This is a genomic window from Sporosarcina sp. P25 (genome assembly GCF_002743235.1).
Taxonomy (GTDB): Bacteria; Bacillota; Bacilli; order Bacillales_A; family Planococcaceae; genus Sporosarcina; species Sporosarcina ureae_B.
The window spans coordinates 46,841-63,578 of record NZ_PDYV01000013.1; the positions used below are offsets into that span (position 1 = coordinate 46,841).

At 41.7% G+C, this 16,738-nt stretch carries 20 protein-coding genes; 16 read left to right on the forward strand and 4 right to left on the reverse strand.

Translation table 11 applies throughout. The annotated features are described in order from the left end of the window. The first annotated feature begins 107 nt into the window (after positions 1-107). Together CSV70_RS11795 and CSV70_RS11800 are read left to right on the forward strand one after the other, a co-directional pair. Positions 108-554, forward strand: a complete 447-nt coding sequence (locus CSV70_RS11795) for an RrF2 family transcriptional regulator (protein WP_085131944.1) — start codon at positions 108-110, stop codon at positions 552-554. A gap of 52 nt (positions 555-606) precedes the next feature. Beyond that, a complete protein-coding gene (locus CSV70_RS11800; protein WP_085131943.1) occupies positions 607-1,533 on the forward strand; it encodes a manganese-dependent inorganic pyrophosphatase in 927 nt (308 codons plus the stop codon). A gap of 50 nt (positions 1,534-1,583) precedes the next feature. Here CSV70_RS11800 and CSV70_RS11805 read toward each other — a convergent pair whose 3' ends face one another. Beyond that, entirely contained in the window at positions 1,584-2,963 is a 1,380-nt protein-coding gene (locus CSV70_RS11805; RefSeq protein ID WP_085131942.1) for an FAD-dependent oxidoreductase, read from the reverse strand. Between the two features lie 98 nt (positions 2,964-3,061). Here CSV70_RS11805 and CSV70_RS11810 point away from each other — a divergent pair, with 98 nt between their 5' ends. Continuing rightward, a complete protein-coding gene (locus CSV70_RS11810) occupies positions 3,062-3,772 on the forward strand; it encodes a DsbA family oxidoreductase (protein ID WP_099626753.1) in 711 nt (236 codons plus the stop codon). Between the two features lie 168 nt (positions 3,773-3,940). On the opposite strand, the gene CSV70_RS11815 is transcribed toward CSV70_RS11810, so the two are convergent. Then, positions 3,941-4,459 carry a YceI family protein gene (locus CSV70_RS11815; protein WP_099629192.1) on the reverse strand — a complete coding sequence of 173 codons (519 nt, stop codon included), beginning with the start codon at positions 4,457-4,459 and terminating at the stop codon, positions 3,941-3,943. 166 nt (positions 4,460-4,625) lie between these two features. On the opposite strand from CSV70_RS11815, the gene murB reads away from it, so the two are divergent. After that, positions 4,626-5,546: a UDP-N-acetylmuramate dehydrogenase gene (gene murB / locus CSV70_RS11820; protein ID WP_085131939.1), complete on the forward strand. Its 921-nt coding sequence runs from the start codon at positions 4,626-4,628 to the stop codon at positions 5,544-5,546. Between the two features lie 264 nt (positions 5,547-5,810). Here the strand turns inward: murB and CSV70_RS11825 are convergent, their stop codons facing one another. Continuing rightward, positions 5,811-6,485 carry an adenine nucleotide alpha hydrolase family protein gene (locus tag CSV70_RS11825; RefSeq protein WP_085131938.1) on the reverse strand — a complete coding sequence of 225 codons (675 nt, stop codon included), beginning with the start codon at positions 6,483-6,485 and terminating at the stop codon, positions 5,811-5,813. Between the two features lie 295 nt (positions 6,486-6,780). On the opposite strand from CSV70_RS11825, the gene CSV70_RS11830 reads away from it, so the two are divergent. The 9 genes from CSV70_RS11830 (at position 6,781) to CSV70_RS11870 (ending at position 14,142) form a co-directional block, all read left to right on the forward strand. Further along, the gene (locus tag CSV70_RS11830; protein WP_199171622.1) at positions 6,781-9,195 is read left to right on the forward strand and encodes a Na+/H+ antiporter subunit A; all 2,415 of its coding nucleotides are present in this window, start codon (positions 6,781-6,783) and stop codon (positions 9,193-9,195) included. Further along, positions 9,182-9,607, forward strand: a complete 426-nt coding sequence (locus CSV70_RS11835; RefSeq protein WP_085131937.1) for a Na(+)/H(+) antiporter subunit B — start codon at positions 9,182-9,184, stop codon at positions 9,605-9,607. The genes CSV70_RS11830 and CSV70_RS11835 overlap by 14 nt, the downstream gene beginning before the upstream one ends. Next, positions 9,607-9,933 carry a Na(+)/H(+) antiporter subunit C gene (locus tag CSV70_RS11840; RefSeq protein ID WP_085131936.1) on the forward strand — a complete coding sequence of 109 codons (327 nt, stop codon included), beginning with the start codon at positions 9,607-9,609 and terminating at the stop codon, positions 9,931-9,933. The genes CSV70_RS11835 and CSV70_RS11840 overlap by 1 nt, the downstream gene beginning before the upstream one ends. After that, positions 9,926-11,410, forward strand: coding sequence for a Na+/H+ antiporter subunit D (locus tag CSV70_RS11845; protein ID WP_099629193.1), 1,485 nt, complete (start codon positions 9,926-9,928; stop codon positions 11,408-11,410). The genes CSV70_RS11840 and CSV70_RS11845 overlap by 8 nt, the downstream gene beginning before the upstream one ends. 15 nt (positions 11,411-11,425) lie before the next feature. Continuing rightward, positions 11,426-11,908, forward strand: coding sequence for a Na+/H+ antiporter subunit E (locus CSV70_RS11850; RefSeq protein WP_085131934.1), 483 nt, complete (start codon positions 11,426-11,428; stop codon positions 11,906-11,908). Further along, positions 11,905-12,189: a Na(+)/H(+) antiporter subunit F1 gene (locus tag CSV70_RS11855; protein WP_029054753.1), complete on the forward strand. Its 285-nt coding sequence runs from the start codon at positions 11,905-11,907 to the stop codon at positions 12,187-12,189. The genes CSV70_RS11850 and CSV70_RS11855 overlap by 4 nt, the downstream gene beginning before the upstream one ends. Beyond that, positions 12,167-12,538 (forward strand): Na+/H+ antiporter subunit G, encoded by a 372-nt coding sequence (locus tag CSV70_RS11860; RefSeq protein WP_085131933.1) that lies wholly within the window; start codon positions 12,167-12,169, stop codon positions 12,536-12,538. Before CSV70_RS11855 ends, CSV70_RS11860 begins: the two co-directional genes overlap by 23 nt. A gap of 95 nt (positions 12,539-12,633) precedes the next feature. After that, entirely contained in the window at positions 12,634-12,996 is a 363-nt protein-coding gene (locus CSV70_RS11865) for an ArsR/SmtB family transcription factor (protein WP_085131932.1), read from the forward strand. Between the two features lie 48 nt (positions 12,997-13,044). After that, the gene (locus tag CSV70_RS11870) at positions 13,045-14,142 is read left to right on the forward strand and encodes a GNAT family N-acetyltransferase (protein WP_085131931.1); all 1,098 of its coding nucleotides are present in this window, start codon (positions 13,045-13,047) and stop codon (positions 14,140-14,142) included. A gap of 26 nt (positions 14,143-14,168) precedes the next feature. On the opposite strand, the gene CSV70_RS16350 is transcribed toward CSV70_RS11870, so the two are convergent. Beyond that, positions 14,169-14,324, reverse strand: a complete 156-nt coding sequence (locus CSV70_RS16350) for a lmo0937 family membrane protein (RefSeq protein WP_143560424.1) — start codon at positions 14,322-14,324, stop codon at positions 14,169-14,171. A gap of 119 nt (positions 14,325-14,443) precedes the next feature. On the opposite strand from CSV70_RS16350, the gene mntR reads away from it, so the two are divergent. From mntR to CSV70_RS11885, 3 genes are all read left to right on the forward strand, one after another. Beyond that, the gene (gene mntR / locus CSV70_RS11875) at positions 14,444-14,851 is read left to right on the forward strand and encodes a transcriptional regulator MntR (protein WP_029054749.1); all 408 of its coding nucleotides are present in this window, start codon (positions 14,444-14,446) and stop codon (positions 14,849-14,851) included. Between the two features lie 15 nt (positions 14,852-14,866). Continuing rightward, the gene (locus CSV70_RS11880; protein WP_099626759.1) at positions 14,867-15,721 is read left to right on the forward strand and encodes a CvfB family protein; all 855 of its coding nucleotides are present in this window, start codon (positions 14,867-14,869) and stop codon (positions 15,719-15,721) included. Between the two features lie 63 nt (positions 15,722-15,784). Next, positions 15,785-16,672, forward strand: coding sequence for a DUF1002 domain-containing protein (locus CSV70_RS11885; protein ID WP_099629194.1), 888 nt, complete (start codon positions 15,785-15,787; stop codon positions 16,670-16,672). The last annotated feature ends 66 nt before the right edge of the window (positions 16,673-16,738 follow it).

Here is a 16,738-nt window from a genome sequence, read left to right on the forward strand (position 1 = left end):
ATTCTATTCAAAAATTAGTTATTCTTTTACGTGTAACGCCTGGTGTCAATCCATGATTTTTCAATTGAAAATGGTATAATGATGAAAGAGTAGAAAGTGGTGATATTATGCGTTTAACGATGTATACAGATTATTCGCTGCGTGTTCTGATTTTTTTAGCTTCCAAGCAATCGGATGAACTGTCCACAGTTCAAGAAATCTCGGATGCTTATCAAATATCGAAAAATCACCTCACCAAGATAGTCCATGAGTTAGGAAAACTGGAACTCATCGAAACCACTCGTGGGCGGGGTGGCGGAATCCGTCTCAGTGTAAATCCAAATAGCATTAATGTAGGCGAACTAGTTCGAAAAACAGAAGATGATTTCCACTTAGTCGAATGTTTTGATCCCAGTAAAAATATGTGCGTATTGTCTCAAGCCTGTCAGCTAAGGGGTGTCTTATACGAAGCACTTCAAGCTTACTTTGCTGTGCTAGATCGTTACACGATTGCAGATTTCCTTCATAACAAGGAAGAAATACAATCTTTACTATTTCCTACTAGTCAATCCTGAATAGTGTGATAGAATATAGTTAGTAAACATAGTGAAATAGGAGGAATTAAACATGTCAAAAGTGTTAGTCATTGGACATAAAAACCCGGATACAGATTCCATCGCATCAGCGATTACGTATGCATATCTTAAACAACAAATCGGTATGGACGCAGAAGCTGTTCGTCTAGGGACTATTACGAAAGAAACAGCGTATGCGCTTGAAACTTTCGGTTTTGAAGCACCACGCTTAATTGAAAGAGCAGCACCTGAAACATCTCAAGTCATCTTAGTCGATCATAACGAAAGACAACAAAGTGTCGATGACTTGGATGAAGTACAAGTGTTAGAAGTAATTGATCATCACCGTATTGCGAACTTCCAGACAAACGATCCATTGTATTATCGCGCAGAGCCAGTAGGCTGTACGGCAACTATATTGAATAAATTATTCAAAGAGCATGGCGTTGAAATTCCGAAGAACATTGCAGGCTTAATGCTTTCTGCGATCGTATCGGATTCGTTATTATTCAAATCGCCAACATTCACAGATCAAGATCAGGTAGCAGCCAAAGAACTAGCTGCCATTGCAGAAGTAGATGCTGCTGTTTACGGTTTGGACATGTTGAAAGCTGGAGCAGACTTAAGCTCTGTACCTGTAAAGGATTTGGCTAGTCTGGATTCGAAAGAATTTATATTCGGCGATGTGAAAATGGAAATCGCACAAGTAAATGCAGTAGACTTGCAAGATATTCTTGGTCGACAAGATGAACTGGAAGCGGAATTAAATGAAGTAATCGAACAAAAAGGGCTAGATTTATTCCTGTTTGTTGTGACGGATATCATCAATAGCGATTCCGTAATCATTGCGCTAGGAAAAGAAGCCGAACGTGCAGGTTCTGCATTTAATGTAGCATTCAATAATAATACGGCTTTGTTAAAAGGTATCGTTTCACGTAAGAAGCAAATTGTACCTGTATTGACTGAAGCACTTTCATAATAACCAGACTGTCATGGAAATCGGTAGCCCGATCTTCCGTGACAGTTTTTTTATCCTAAATCGAGGGGCTGTGTGGCAGGACCTTCCAATACGGTTCCATCCGCACGAAAACGTGATCCGTGACATGGACAGTCCCACGTTTGGTCTCCTTTATTCCAACGGGTACGACATCCCATATGCGTACAAATTGGGGAGTCAGTCCGGGCGATATGTCCACCGGCAAATTCCTTTACGGTACGCCCGGCTAATAGTAAAGCCCGGCTGGATAAAGAGCCGAAATCGGTTCTACTAGGAGAAAATAATTCGCTTGCGGCATTCGGTCGACCGATAATCGCATCCGAGATAATTTCTGCACAGGCTAAGGAATTAGATAATCCCCATTTTCGATAGCCTGTACTAATGTAGACATCCGGCGAAGAGTTTGAAATAGCTCCTGCATAAGGCACTAAATCAGGTGTGGACGGATCCTGAGCCGACCATTTGTAGACAACTTCAGGATGCCCCAATGTCGTTTTTATATCCTCTGTCAAGCTGTCATAATGTAGTTGGGTTTCTTTTTCCGAACCAGCAGGATGAGATTGAGCGGCTAGCAACAAGTAAGACTGGTCATCGATCGTCACTGTCCGTATCGAGCGTTTCGGCTCATCTACCGAGATATATTGATGATCAAATACAGTATCGGTTTTAGCCGCAGCAATATAGGAACGCTGGACGTCCAGTTTAAGAATTTGCATGCCTTCGAGTGCTTCAATGGGATAATGTGAGCAGATAACTAGTTGTCGATAACTCACTATTTTAGATGAAGAGAGTTTGACGAAATGACGATCAGTATCCAGAGCGGCTACTTGTGCATGTTCAAAAATTCGTGCACCTTCTTTTACAGCGAGCTCTGCCAATTGTTGTCCAAAACGCACTGGATGAATTTGTGCTTCGTCTTCAATCAGTAAAGTGTGAGCTGTTTCAAAAGGTAAGTAGGGTGCATTGCTCGCAAGTATAAATGGAATCCCAATCGCTTCATACGCTTTCTTCTCCGCAAGTAATCGTTCCGTACCTTCAGTTGTTTGAGAATATAGTACGGAGTGTGCATTTTGCAGTTGATCTGCTTCCGCAATGGATCGCGCAAAATCAACAGCTTGTTCATTTGCATTAAAATATTGTTTTGCGCTTTCCACACCAAACTGTTCAATCATGTCTGCATAGACTACATCATGTTGTGCGGTTAGTTTACCTGTAGAATTTCCCGTTGCCCCATGCAGCAAACTGTTTTTTTCGAGCAACACAACGTCCTTTCCTTGCTTAGACAAAAAATAGGCATTTGCTATGCCGCTCAGTCCGCCTCCGATGATTAACACATCACAAGTTAAATCATCATCTACAGTTGGATAGGTAGATTTCGGATAAGCAGTGGCGAGCCATAAAGATTGATTCATTCTGACACCTCATTCTGTAAAATTATATAACCCAAGCATTAACATTGTTGCCAACTTTACTTGAATCTAAAATAGAGAATAGAAAGGTGGGGGAAAAAATGAAAATTGAAGTATGGTCAGATTATGTTTGTCCGTTTTGCTATATTGGAAAAAGACGTTTGGAGCATGCATTGAAGCAATTAGGGCTCGAGGGGGAATCGGAAGTTGTATTCAAGGCGTTTCAATTAGATCCGAATACACCCGTGGCTTCAGAGCAATCATTATTGGACGGATTAGCTAGTAAATTTAAAGTCACCAAACAAGAAGCAGAAAACATGATGAGTAATATAGAAGAGCAAGCAAAAACCGTTGATCTTCACTATCAAGTAGATCGAATGAAAACATCTAACACGCTTGATGCACACCGTTTAGTGAAATTTGCAGAGAAGCACAATGTAGAGAAGGAAGTGACAGAGCGTCTCATGCACGGTTATTTCGTGGAAGGGGAGCGTATCGATACGGAAGAAGTACTCGTAGGGATTGCAACAGAAGCTGGATTGGACGCAAAGGAAACCAAAGACATGCTTCATAGTAATGATTACGAAGATGAAGTAAAAAAAGATATCGAAGAAGCGCGGGAAATTGGTGTTCAAGGTGTACCATTCTTTGTAATTAATCGTAAATTTGCTATAAGTGGAGCGCAGCCTACTGAAGCATTTGTCGAAGCGTTTAAAAAGATTGTTGAGGAAGAGAAGGGTACAAAACCTAAGTTGCAAGTACTTGGCACAGATAATGGCGGGCAGTGTGATGATGGAGCTTGTGACATCTGAAGAAAAGTTAAATAACTGAATGGTTTTTCAGACTGAAGAAAACTCTAGAAAATTAAGAGGAGTTTTGTCTTCAGTCTTTTTTGATAGGTTTCTAGTCCGTTTGAAGTAGTGCAATAGTTGAATGAAAATGGAATGGGTTCCAGTGAAATATCAATCAATGGTGCTTTTCTATTGTCTTTTTTCCTTGCAAATTACAACGGACATCTTGATATCAATAATATCGCCAACCATTACACCACCAGCTTCAATTGCACGGTTCCACATTAATCCGAAATCTTTTCGTTTGATTTTACCCTCGACGAGATACGTAGCACCGAAGACGGTGACTTCTTGGGGAGTGATGCAGAATAAGGCTCTTTTGGTCGTGTTTTTAACAGTCAAGTCACCGGACATTTGATATCTACCATCTGTATCGTTGTAAATTGTGCGGGAAGAGAATGTCATTTCGGGGAAAGTTTCGGCATTAAAAAAGTCCGCGGAGCATAGATGTAGATCACGGTCTCTATTCTTCGTCTGGATTGAAGAAACGATTACTTGAAAACTAATCTTTGTTTTAGTCAAGTCCGCAATGTTTCCTTGTAATTCTCCTGAAAACTCTTCAAACGTTCCTGTGACAGTTGATACCATCATATGTGGAACAGAAAAGCCAACAGTGGACGCCGTAGGATCTACCTTCCAAGTATTCACTTTCACTCCTCCTTACGGATATTTAGTTAGCTAAACTGTAATTGAAAAAACATAAAAAGTCAAAATGAAAAACCTTGTCAAAAGGACTGATTGCAAGCATACTAATAGATGGATAAGATTGTTTCCGTAAAACTGGAGACACGTATAGTGAAAGGACTTGATGTAGATGTCAAAACATCGATGGTTTGAAGATCTTCAAAATAACATAAAAAGCGGTTGGTTATTACTTGATGAGCCATTAAACAAATATACGAAAACACGTCTAGGTGGTAAAGCGGATGTCTTCGCGGCACCTGGCACAATAGAAGAAGTGCAAGCGGTTGTTAGCTATGCTTATCAGCATGAAATTCCTATTTTGTTGCTAGGAAACGGTTCTAATATGGTCGTTCGTGACGGTGGTGTTCGTGGAATCGTAATGTATATGGCAAACCTAAACCATATTGAGATTGTTGGTACTCGAATGATTGCGGAAGCTGGAGCAAATATTATCGATGCCTCTAAAGAAGCAGCGATAGCTTGTTTAACAGGTCTGGAGTTTGCTTGTGGAATACCGGGTTCAATCGGTGGTGCAATGGCAATGAATGCAGGCGCATACGGTGGAGAAATCAAAGATATTATTCATCAAGCGACTGTAATGGATGACAAAGGAAGAATTTTCGTGCTTTCAAAAGATGAGTTGGAGCTAGGGTATCGTAAAAGCATCATTACTACAGAAGGCTATTACGTCCTATCAGCAGAGTTCTGGCTCACACAAGGTGAACAGTGTGAAATTGATGCGGCAGTTGCCGACTTAACGTTTCAACGTGAATCAAAACAACCGCTTGAATATCCATCAGCAGGAAGTGTGTTCAAGCGTCCACCCGGTTACTTCGCTGGAAAGTTGATCCAAGATAGCGGCTTGCAAGGTAAAGGTTTTGGTGGAGCGGAAGTGTCTACTAAACACGCGGGGTTCATCGTCAATAAAAGTAATGCCACTGCGGCAGATTATATTCAGACGATTGAGATGGTCAAAGCGGAAGTGAAGAAGAACTTCGGGATTGATCTGGAAATGGAAGTGAAGATCGTAGGGGAAGAACTTTCTGAATAATAGAAGTTACAGGAGCTGTCCGCGAAATCATTATTTAATGACTACTCGGGATAGCTCTATTTTGATGTGAAAAGTAAGAGAGAAAATCCGCAGGGTGTCGGGGTGTAGATAGGTACTACGGTGATTACGCTTTCCTAAAGAGGCTGCCAGTTCGAAAGCGTCTCCTTTTACTTATTCCTTACCCCCACTGAAACCATTCTTAGATCTTGAACTTACTATCCATGTAAAAAAGAGAGGCCCCATTCTGGGACATCTCTTGTGATATTAATTTTGTATCTTGCACTGGATCTTGCTTGAGTCGAGTACTTGGTCATCTTCTATCTGTACCTGGCATATCTTGCTGTTTTGCATGAACTTAAAAATTCCGTTGTTAAAATCGGTCCCAATTTCCTTAAAGAAGATTCCCTCGTACTGCGCATGCTTGGTAAGCGTGAAATTGATGCGGAAGTTGTCGCCATCGGGAATCAAATACGCCCGTACGCCTTTTTCAAACGACCCTTCTATCTCACTTTTAATCGCACGATCAACCGACACGACATGGAAATCAACAAATGGAATTTCTCTTAACAAGACGTTCATGAAAGAGCCTTTTGTGATTTCCTCCCAGCGGCTTTGCGCGGTCTGTCCGATGATGATTTGTGTAATGCCAAATTGGTGAGCCACTTCTTTAATGACTTTTGCAGTTGGGCGCTTCTCATCGTCGCGGATAATGAATGCTTCAACATCCAATTCGTCTGCAAGTTCTTTCCAACGATCTATATACTCGGACTTCTCGACATCAAAATCATCTAGTGGTGCAGGGTCGACTGTCAGGATATAAAGCGGACAGTCCATGATTGTTGCAATTTTATATCCTCTATTAATGAGACGTTCACCATTTGGACCGTAATACACACAAACGAGAATACTCTCGTCCATACGGCTTTTCATTTTGCCCATAATGACTCATCACCTCTTCGAATTCTATAAGCTAATTGTAACTGGTTCACACTTTAGGGGATTGCTTTCCGTTGCAACTCCGCCAGAGAACCTCATCCTGTATAGGATTACGAACGTGGACTTACTGTATACTGACCGCGCTTTTTATGCGGTTTTCGATAAAGTAGTGTATACTTTCGAGTAGAGATTGTACACTTTGCTTAGAGTCCCATTATGCATAACGTACAGTGTTCAGTCAAGAGTCTCTGAGCATTCTATTGACACTAACAATCGATTAATTCTGGGAGGTGTTAGATTGATTACCGTCTTACTGGCAATATTCATTCCATTTATCGCAGCAGGTTTGGTTCCATTTATACATAAATTTTTGACCGGAAGTCGGATCGGTTGGTTTGTAATCACCATTCCATTGTTCTTGTTTGCCTTACTAATTCGTCTTGTTCCCTCGCTTTCGGAAGGGGCGTCATATTTATACACGTTGCCATGGATACCTTCTGCAGATGTCTACTTTTCCACGCATTTAGATGGGCTAAGTATGATCTTTGCTTTATTGATTACGGGAATTGGTAGTCTGGTTGTATTGTATTCCATTTACTATCTTTCTGAACGGGAAGCGATTGGTCGCTTTTATACATATTTGCTATTGTTCATGGGAGCTATGCTAGGTGTCGTGTTATCCGATAACCTGATTGTTCTGTATGTGTTTTGGGAATTGACGAGTATTTCTTCCTTCTTATTAATTGCTTTCTGGTATCACCGAAAACAGTCAAGGTACGGAGCAAAGAAATCCATGCTGATTACTGTCACAGGTGGTATTTTCATGTTGGTTGGATTTTTAATGCTTTATACGATTACAGGAACGTTCAATTTGCAAGAATTAGTCGCTATGCGAGAAGTGATTGCAGCAGACTCATTGTTCATCCCTGCTATGTTGCTTGTTTTAGTTGGTGCGTTCACTAAGTCCGCACAGTTTCCATTTCATATCTGGCTCCCTGACGCAATGGAAGCCCCTACGCCTGTTAGTGCTTACCTACACTCCGCTACCATGGTTAAAGCGGGTATTTATTTAGTAGCCCGGTTCACTCCAGTCTTCGCAGGAGACACGACGTGGTTCTTCGTCGTATCTTGTGTTGGATTATTGACGATGTTGTGGGGATCTGTCAATGCGGTGAAGCAAACGGATCTGAAAGCGTTACTCGCGTTTTCAACAGTGAGTCAGCTGGGTATGATCATGAGTTTGCTTGGTATCGGCTCATTGGCATTCGCTTCCTCTGAAAGCACGCACATCGCGTTATTTACCGCTGCTACATTCGCTGCATTATTCCATATGATTAATCATTCCACCTTTAAAGGATCTTTATTTATGGTCGTCGGAATTTTAGATCACGAGCTGGGAACACGTAATATTCAACGGCTTGGTGGCTTGGCAACGATCATGCCCATTACTTTTACCATTGCATTGATTGGTAGTTTTTCCATGGCAGGACTTCCTCCATTTAACGGCTTCTTAAGTAAAGAATTATTTTTTGAAGCGACGCTGTCATTGAAAGAAGCGAATCTATTATCAATGGATTCGTTGGTTTTATTGTTCCCAATCGTTGCATGGGTCGGCAGTATATTTACATTTATTTATTGTATGATCATAGTATTTCAGACGTTTTTCGGCAAAGTACATGCACCGGTTCCCGGACAAAGACCTGCCCATGAAGCACCGATCCAGATGTTGATTTCACCTATGGTACTTGGCAGTCTGGTCGTACTCATTTTCATATTCCCGAATCTGCTCGGTACGTATATTTTAGGGCCAGCAATGAATGCGGTCTATCCACAATTTGTGGGGATGCCTGGTCTAGTACCAGAAATAAAAGTGTGGCATGGTTGGGGAATGCCGATTTACATGACGATCGGCGTGGTGATCACGGGTGTTTTATTGTATTGTTTCTTGCGTTACTGGAAAGGGATTTACAGTTTAGGCTTTTTACAATGGACGCTTGATCGCTCATATAATGCGTTATTACAACGGATTGAACGAGTGGCTTCTGTGGTGACGAAAACGTATATGACCGGATCGGTACGGGATTACGTTGCATATATCATGTTGTTTTTCATTGCACTTGTCGGTATAGGTTTGCTAGGTTTTCAGCAATTCATTTTCGACTTTTCAAATGATGCTGTGATTGAAATTAATGAAAGCATTATTATTTTCGTTATGATGTGTTCAAGTGTAGCGATTTTATTTGCTAAATCCAGAATTACTGCCATTATTCTTAACGGTGTGCTGGGCTATTCCATCGCCATTCTATTTGTAGTATTCCGCGCGCCAGATCTGGCATTGACACAAATAATAGTCGAGACGGTTACAACGGTGCTGTTCTTACTGTGCTTCTATTATCTACCGGAATGGAAAAATGAGCATAAGTCGATCTCCATGCGAGTACGTAATGGATTGATCGCGGTTGCATCCGGAGTTGTGGTTACCGTTATCGCTTTGCTCGTGCAAGGCCATTCCTTGTATCCGTCTATTTCCGTTTACTATGAAACGGCATCACGGCTTGCAGGTGGTTTGAATGTAGTGAATACGATACTCGGTGACTTCCGCGCATTCGATACGATGTTGGAAGTATTGGTATTATTCATCGCAGGTCTTGGTGTCTATTCATTAGTCAAGTTGCGTCGCAAGAAGGGAGTGGATCACCCTGAAAAAAAATGATGTGATCTTACAAACAGTGACGAAGATCGTATTTTTTATCATCTTGACGTTTGGTGTGGAACTTTTTTTATCAGGACATAATAATCCGGGGGGCGGCTTCATTGGCGGACTGGTGCTCTCTTCTGCGTTTGTATTATTGTATTTAGTTTATGACATAGAAACGGTTCACCGAGGCACGCCATTTGATTTTAAGCGAGTGGCGGCGCTTGGTGTGTTGCTTGCGGTAGGTACGGGAATGTTCTCGTTAGTGTTTGGCGAGCCCTTCCTATCACAGAAGACATGGCTTGTAGACTTACCGGTTTTTGGTGAGACAGAACTTGGAACGATGACGATTTTCGAAGCAGGAGTCGCACTGACTGTCCTCGGTGTTGTCGTGACGATTATTTTGGGAATCAGTGAGGATGTGGAGTAATGGAGACATTAATTACCCTTCTGGTAGGTGTGCTAGTGGCAGTAGGCGTTTATTTACTTTTATCAAAAGAGATGTTGCGAATTATTTTAGGGACAGCAATTCTGTCGCATGCCATCCATTTATTATTATTGACAATGGGCGGTTTAAAAAAGGGCGATGTTCCTTTGCTGACAGAGACAGCTGCTGAATATACAGATGCACTGCCGCAAGCGTTGATTCTGACGGCGATTGTTATCAGTTTCGCGGTGACAGCATTTTTACTCGTATTGTCTTACCGTGTGTATCAAGAGTCTGGACCTGGATTGCGAGGGCAAGAAGATGAATAATATATTGGTATTGCCTATGATTTTGCCTATTTTGGTAGGTGTGATTTTAGTATTCTTACGTCCTTATATTCGTGTACAACGTGTACTTAGTGTACTGACGACGATCGCTTCTGCTGCTGTGGCGGCCTATTGTCTCCAACAAATTCATTTGAACGGCATCATGCGTTTGGACTTTGGAGATTGGTTACCACCGCATGGTATTTTGTTTGTGGGCGATTCATTCGCCATGTTATTAGTATTGGTTGCGTGCATCGTTTCCAGTATTATTTTGCTGTATGCATTCGCTACGACAGGGATTGAGACAGAGGCGATGTTTTTCTATCCATTCTTCCTGTTTTTAGTGGCGGGAGTCAATGGCTCATTTCTGACTGGCGATTTATTTAATCTGTTTGTTTGTTTTGAAGTAATGTTACTGGCTTCCTATGTGTTGCTGACACTTGGCGGGCGTAAAACACAGTTAAAGGAAGGTATTACTTATGTATTGATCAATGTGCTGGCTTCTTGGTTTTTCTTGTTGGGCATTGCGTATTTATATGGTGTACTGGGTACGTTAAACATGGCACATATCGCTGCGCGCGTAGCAGAAACGGGACAAGGACCTCTACTGACATTGATCGCAATTATTTTCTTGATAGTCTTTAGTTTGAAAGCGGGTTTGCTACTTTATTTCTGGCTGCCGGGTTCTTATTCCGCACCCCCTACTGCGGTCGCGGCACTGTTTGGTGCATTACTGACAAAGGTCGGTATTTATGCGCTATACCGCATGTTCACATTAATCTTCATACATGATCCAATTATTTATAAAATCATTGGCGGGCTAGCCATTGTCACAATGGTTGCGGGTTGTCTCGGAGCGATTGCCTATTCAGATATACGTCAGATCGTTTCGTATAACGTCATCATTTCCGTTGGTTTTGTGTTGACAGGTCTTGCGGTTGCTACGAATACTGCATTTCAAGGTGCGAGCTATTATCTGATTCATGACATGGTCAGTAAAGCATTGCTGTTTTTATTGGCAGGTACTGTCGTGTATTTGACAGGACGTTCGAAGTTCAATGAAATTAGCGGCCTAATCCGAAACTATCCGCTAGTCGGTTGGTTATTTTTCTTGACGATGCTAGCGATTGCCGGAATACCGCCATTTAGCGGATTTATCGGTAAAGTGTACATAGGATTAGGTGCAATTGAAGCAGGATCTTACGTGTTACTTGCAGTGGCATTTTTATCGAGTATCGGTGTATTGTATTCACTTCTTCGTATTTTCCTCAATAGTTTTTGGGGTGAAACGACGATTAGTGAAGATGATCAGAAGCCTTTTCAAAAGAAGATCGGCTTGCCGCTCGTATTGCTTGCAATACTCGTAGTCGGATTAGGTATAGGTGCAGAACTGCTGTCGCCTTATGTCCAGGACGCAGCCGATGCATTAGCAAATCCGGAACAGTATATACGTGCTGTGATGGGTGACGATTTAGAGTAGGGAGGGGGAGACGACATGCCGTTACAGCTTCTGCTGAATTTATTCATCGCATTTTTGTGGATGACGCTGATGGATGAAGATGAACTGAGATTTACGACATTTTTCATGGGGTTTTTAGTCGGGCTTGGCATTATCTTTGTCATGAGCCGTTTTTTCGATACGCATTTCTATTTGCGCAGAGTATATGCCGCCTGCAAGCTCTTGTTAATCTTTATAAGGGAACTGACGCAGTCAAGTATTGTGGTCATCTCCCAAATCATGAGACCTACACTGCGTATTAAGCCTGGTATCTTTAAATATAAAACTATTTTGACGAGTGATGTGGAAGTGACTATGCTGTCTATGCTTCTCACCTTAACGCCAGGCTCGGTTGTGATGGAAGTATCCTCTGAGGGCAATGAGTTATATATTCACGCAATGGACGTTGAAGAGTCACGCGACGGATTGATTAAGCAACTGAAGAATTTCGAGAAAGCGATTATGGAGGTGACACGATGATAGCAGGTATGCTGACAATATCGGTCATACTATTCGCGCTGACCATTTTGGTGGCAGTCATCCGGATTATCTTAGGTCCTTCACTACCGGACCGTGTGGTGGCACTCGATGTAATCGGTGTGAATTTGATTGCTACAATTGCCGTCGTGTCGGTGATTTTAAATACAAAAGCATTTTTGGAAGCCATCTTGATCCTAGGGATTCTTTCCTTTATCGGAACGATCGCATTTTCCAAATTTATTGAGAGGGGGAAAATAGTTGAACGTAAGCGAGATCGGTGAATTTATAGGGGCTTTATTGATTTTGACAGGGGCTGTTGCCAGTATGTTAAGTGTCTTTGGGTTGATCCGTTTACCGGATGTCTATACTCGGTCACACGCCGCAACGAAAAGTTCGACATTGGCAGTATTATTGACATTATCCGGCGCATTCGTCTATTTCCTCTTCTCTGAAAACTTTATCAGCGTACGGTTGCTTCTTGGTATCGGCTTTGTGTTTTTGACAGCACCGGTGGCGGGGCATGTAATCATCCGTGCTGCTTATCGATCGAAAGTTAAGCTAGCGGATATTTCTACGGAAGATGAATTATATGAAAAAATCCATGGACAAAACAAAGACGATATCCAGTAAGTGTTGATTGAAATGAACAGAAGAGTCAATTGATTTTTTACTATCATATCTATTATAATTGCCGTAATCTATAGTCGACTGAATGGGGTGAAAATGTGGTAAATCAAGATGCTTGTGAAGTAACGATTGTGCATGAGGATGTCGTTCGTAAAATTCGAAAAGAGCTCCCTGATGTAACGAAGATGGTACAAATATTCAAAGCACTGGCTGATGAAACACGTTTGCGAATTGCTTATTCACTGACATTGGAATCGGAAATGTGCGTCTGTGATGTAGCGGCAGTGATTCAATCTTCATCCGCTACCGCTTCCCATCATTTACGTTATTTACGGGATCATTCATTGGCTAAATCAGAAAGACGTGGAAAAATGGTATACTACTCTTTGGCAGACGAGCATGTCGCGGACTTAGTGAAAATTGCATATGAACATGCAATTGAAGCAAAGCAAACGTTATAATGTCATGTGAGGCGCCTGCATACAGGCAGTCATGATGGAGGAATTTTAATGCGCTTACAAGAATGGACGATAGAAGAACAAGATTTACTTATTCAGTTTATGACGACAAACTCATGGCCTTATCATGATAGTAGTCAGCCAGGTCGCGAGTTGCTTGAAAAGTCGATAGAAGAAGGTGGCTATGCATCTGATGACGTAAAGACCTTCTGGATTGAAAATAATGAAAACGAAAAAGTGGGAATCGTAAAAGTCTATGACTTACAGGAAGACGTTCCATTATTCGACTTGCGGATTGCTGATCATTTTCGAGGGTATGGTTATGGTTCGCGAGCGCTAAAAAAACTCACACAATACGTCTTCGAATTACCGGAGCATAAGATTCGTATAGAAGGACATACACGCCATGATAATGCAGCTATGCGTAAAGCGTTTGAGCGGGCCGGCTTTGTAAAAGAAGCACACTTGCGTCAAGCATGGTTCCTTCCGAAAGAGAACACGTATTATGATGCGGTAACATATGGAATGACGAGAGAAGATTATGAGGCCGGTACGACAACGCCTGTCCGTTGGGAAGACCGGGAACGTGATGTTAAGAGCATACCCGGTTTCAAAGAACAGCTACAATCTGAGCGGCTACATATTCGAGCACCTGAATTACACGATGTGATGGATGTTTGGGGTGCGGTGTCACATTCAATGCCTACGTTGCGTAAGTGGACTGGATGGGCGCAGAAAGACATGACGATTGAAACGACAGAGGAATATGTACGTCAATCAGTTTCTGAATTCATCGGTAGAAAATCTTTGAACTTTCATCTGTTTTTAAAAGAAACGGGTGAATTCATTGGTTGCGCAGGTTTCCATCGTATCGATTGGAGCATTCGCAAATTTGAAGTAGAGTATTGGCTGGATACGAAGTTTGAAGGCGAAGGCTATATGACAGAAGCGATCAAAGAGCTTGTGGAGTTTGCATTTACAGATTTATCGGCTGTACGGATAGAATTTGTTTGTGACGAGAACCACAGTAAAGGCCGTGCAGTAGCCAAACGAACAAATTTTGAACTGGAAGGAACTTTACGCAAAAATGCTCCTTCTGCGAATGGGCAAGGCTTACGCAACACATGTGTGTATGCGATAGTTACCTGATCACAGAAAGAGCACTATAAGCGTCACTATATCGAACGTCTTCCAGTTATTAATTGAATGACAAAGATAATGCCGGCAATTACTAAAAGTGTGTGGATTAAGCCACCGCCAATATTTGCTACTAAACCAATTACCCATAATGCTATTAGAACTACGATAACAAGCCATAATATACGACCCATAGTGAATCAACTCCTTTTCATTGTTATTTGCTATGTAAGTATTTTACCCACCCTTTCCTATCTTAAACTTTTAAGATAGTAATTCGTGGATGTGGACAGTCAAATGAGGAGGCGATAGTTTGGCTACACCGAGTATGGAAGACTATATTGAACAAATTTATTTACAACTGGAAGCAAGAGGTGAAGCGCGTGTGTCCGACGTGGCAGAGGCGCTTTCTGTGCTCCCTTCATCTGTAACCAAAATGGCCCAGCGGCTAGATCGTGAAGGCTATGTACACTATGAGCGCTACCGGGGTTTGGCATTGACGGACCGCGGCTTACGCTTTGGTAAAAAACTTGTGCATCGTCATGAATTACTGGAACAATTCCTGCGTATCATAGGTGTGGAAGAAGAAAATATCTATGGAGACGTAGAAGGAATTGAACATCACTTAAGTTGGAATGCGATGGATCGCATTACGGATCTAGTAGAGACGCTCGAGTCTGATCCCGAATTCGTTAAAAAATTAAAAAGTAAAGCACTCTAGAGAGGATTAACTTATATGACATTATTACAACCAGGTACACTTGCAACACTCGAAATACTTCGCAAAGAAGGGTCACGCTTTGTATTGAATGCTGCCGGAGAAGAAATCTATATGAATGAATCCGAAGCACCGGATGCACAAGAACAATCGACGATAGAAGTTTTTCTTTACATCAATAGAAGAGGTGAACTGACAGGTACTGCGCAAATTCCGTCAGTCACAGTTCATTCATTCGGGTGGGCAAAAGTTATTCGCTTGGATAGAAGTGAAGGAGTTTATGTAGATATCGGTGCATCGTTTGAAGTGCTGATCAATCGAGCAGACTTTCCACAAATTAAAGAACTATGGCCACAACCAGGTGATGAGTTATATATGACGCTTCGTTCAGATCCAGGGGGCAACTTGTTTGGACGACTAGTGACTGAAGAAAGAATTCAGGAGCACTATACAATGGCGGAAGCAGATATGTACAATCAAAATGTCAAAGCAAGAGCGTACCGCTTGCTACCAATCGGTACATTCCTATTGACAGAAGATATTCAACGTATTTTCGTTCACGAAACAGAGCGTAAAGCAGAGCCAAGATTAGGTGAAGAAGTAGATGTTCGTATTATTGAAGTCCATGAAGACGGCACGATGAACGGCTCATTATTGCCGAGGAAGCAAGACCGTTTACAAACAGATGGCGAACAAATTTTAGCCTATTTGCAACAGTCAGGCGGTAAAATGCCATTTACCGATAAATCGACTCCTGAAGAGATCGATGAGATGTTCCAGATGAGTAAGGGTGCCTTCAAACGGGCACTAGGCACGTTGATGAGAGAACGAAGAATTACACAACAAGACGGTTGGACAACTCTTATATTATAATAAATGCAACTTTTTTATGAACCTCAACGTATCTATACATGTAGAACAAGGAGGAGTGACTGTATGAAAAAAGGATTAGCCTCTCTATTGGCTTTCATGATGATGGTCGCAGTCATAGCGCCATCTGCAGTATCAGCAGATAAAGCCATCAATGAAAAGCTTGGAGTTCCGATTGTAGTCTATGGTTCAAATTTATCGGATAGTGAAAAAGCGAGTGTTAAAGAAAGTCTAAAAGTTGCCGAGGAAGCTGAAGTGGAAGAATTATCAGTAGACGGCAATGATTTGATCAAATATATTCCTGGCGGCGACCGAAATGCACGAATGTATTCTTCTGCGAAAATTACTAGACAAGAAGCAGGAGAAGGTCTCGTCATCAATATTGTGACACCAGATAATATCACGCAAGTAACTGAGGACATGTATGCTACTGCCATGTTGACAGCAGGTATTGAAGACGCCCTTGTAGAAGTGGCGGCACCCAAAAAGGTAACGGGTCACTCAGCTCTCGTTGGAATTTACAAAGCGTATGAAGTGTCAGGAGAGGTTCTCGATACTGAACGTACGGATGTAGCAAATGATGAATTGAGCTTAGCAACGAAGCTATCAGAAAAAGCAGGCGTCGATCAAGATGAAGTAGCTAATTTGCTAACAGAAATCAAAAAACAGATTTCAGAACAAAAGCCCGCGACAAAGGAAGACGTAGAACAGATCGTCCATGATCAATTGCAGAAATTTAATATCCAGTTGAATGAGGCAGATCGCCAATTATTAATTGACTTAATGGATCGAATCTCGAAACTTGATATCGATTTCACGAAGCTTAACGAGCAACTGTCCGATATGGCATCGAAAATTAAAGATAAATTAGGCGACATAGATCCAAGTTTCTGGGAAAAAGTAAAAGAGTTTTTCAGAAATATGGCAGATTCTCTTAAAAATTTGTTTAGTTAAGTTGTCATTGTGGTACGTTATATTGTAGAAGTATAACTACAAAGGAGAGATATGCATGAGTGAAAA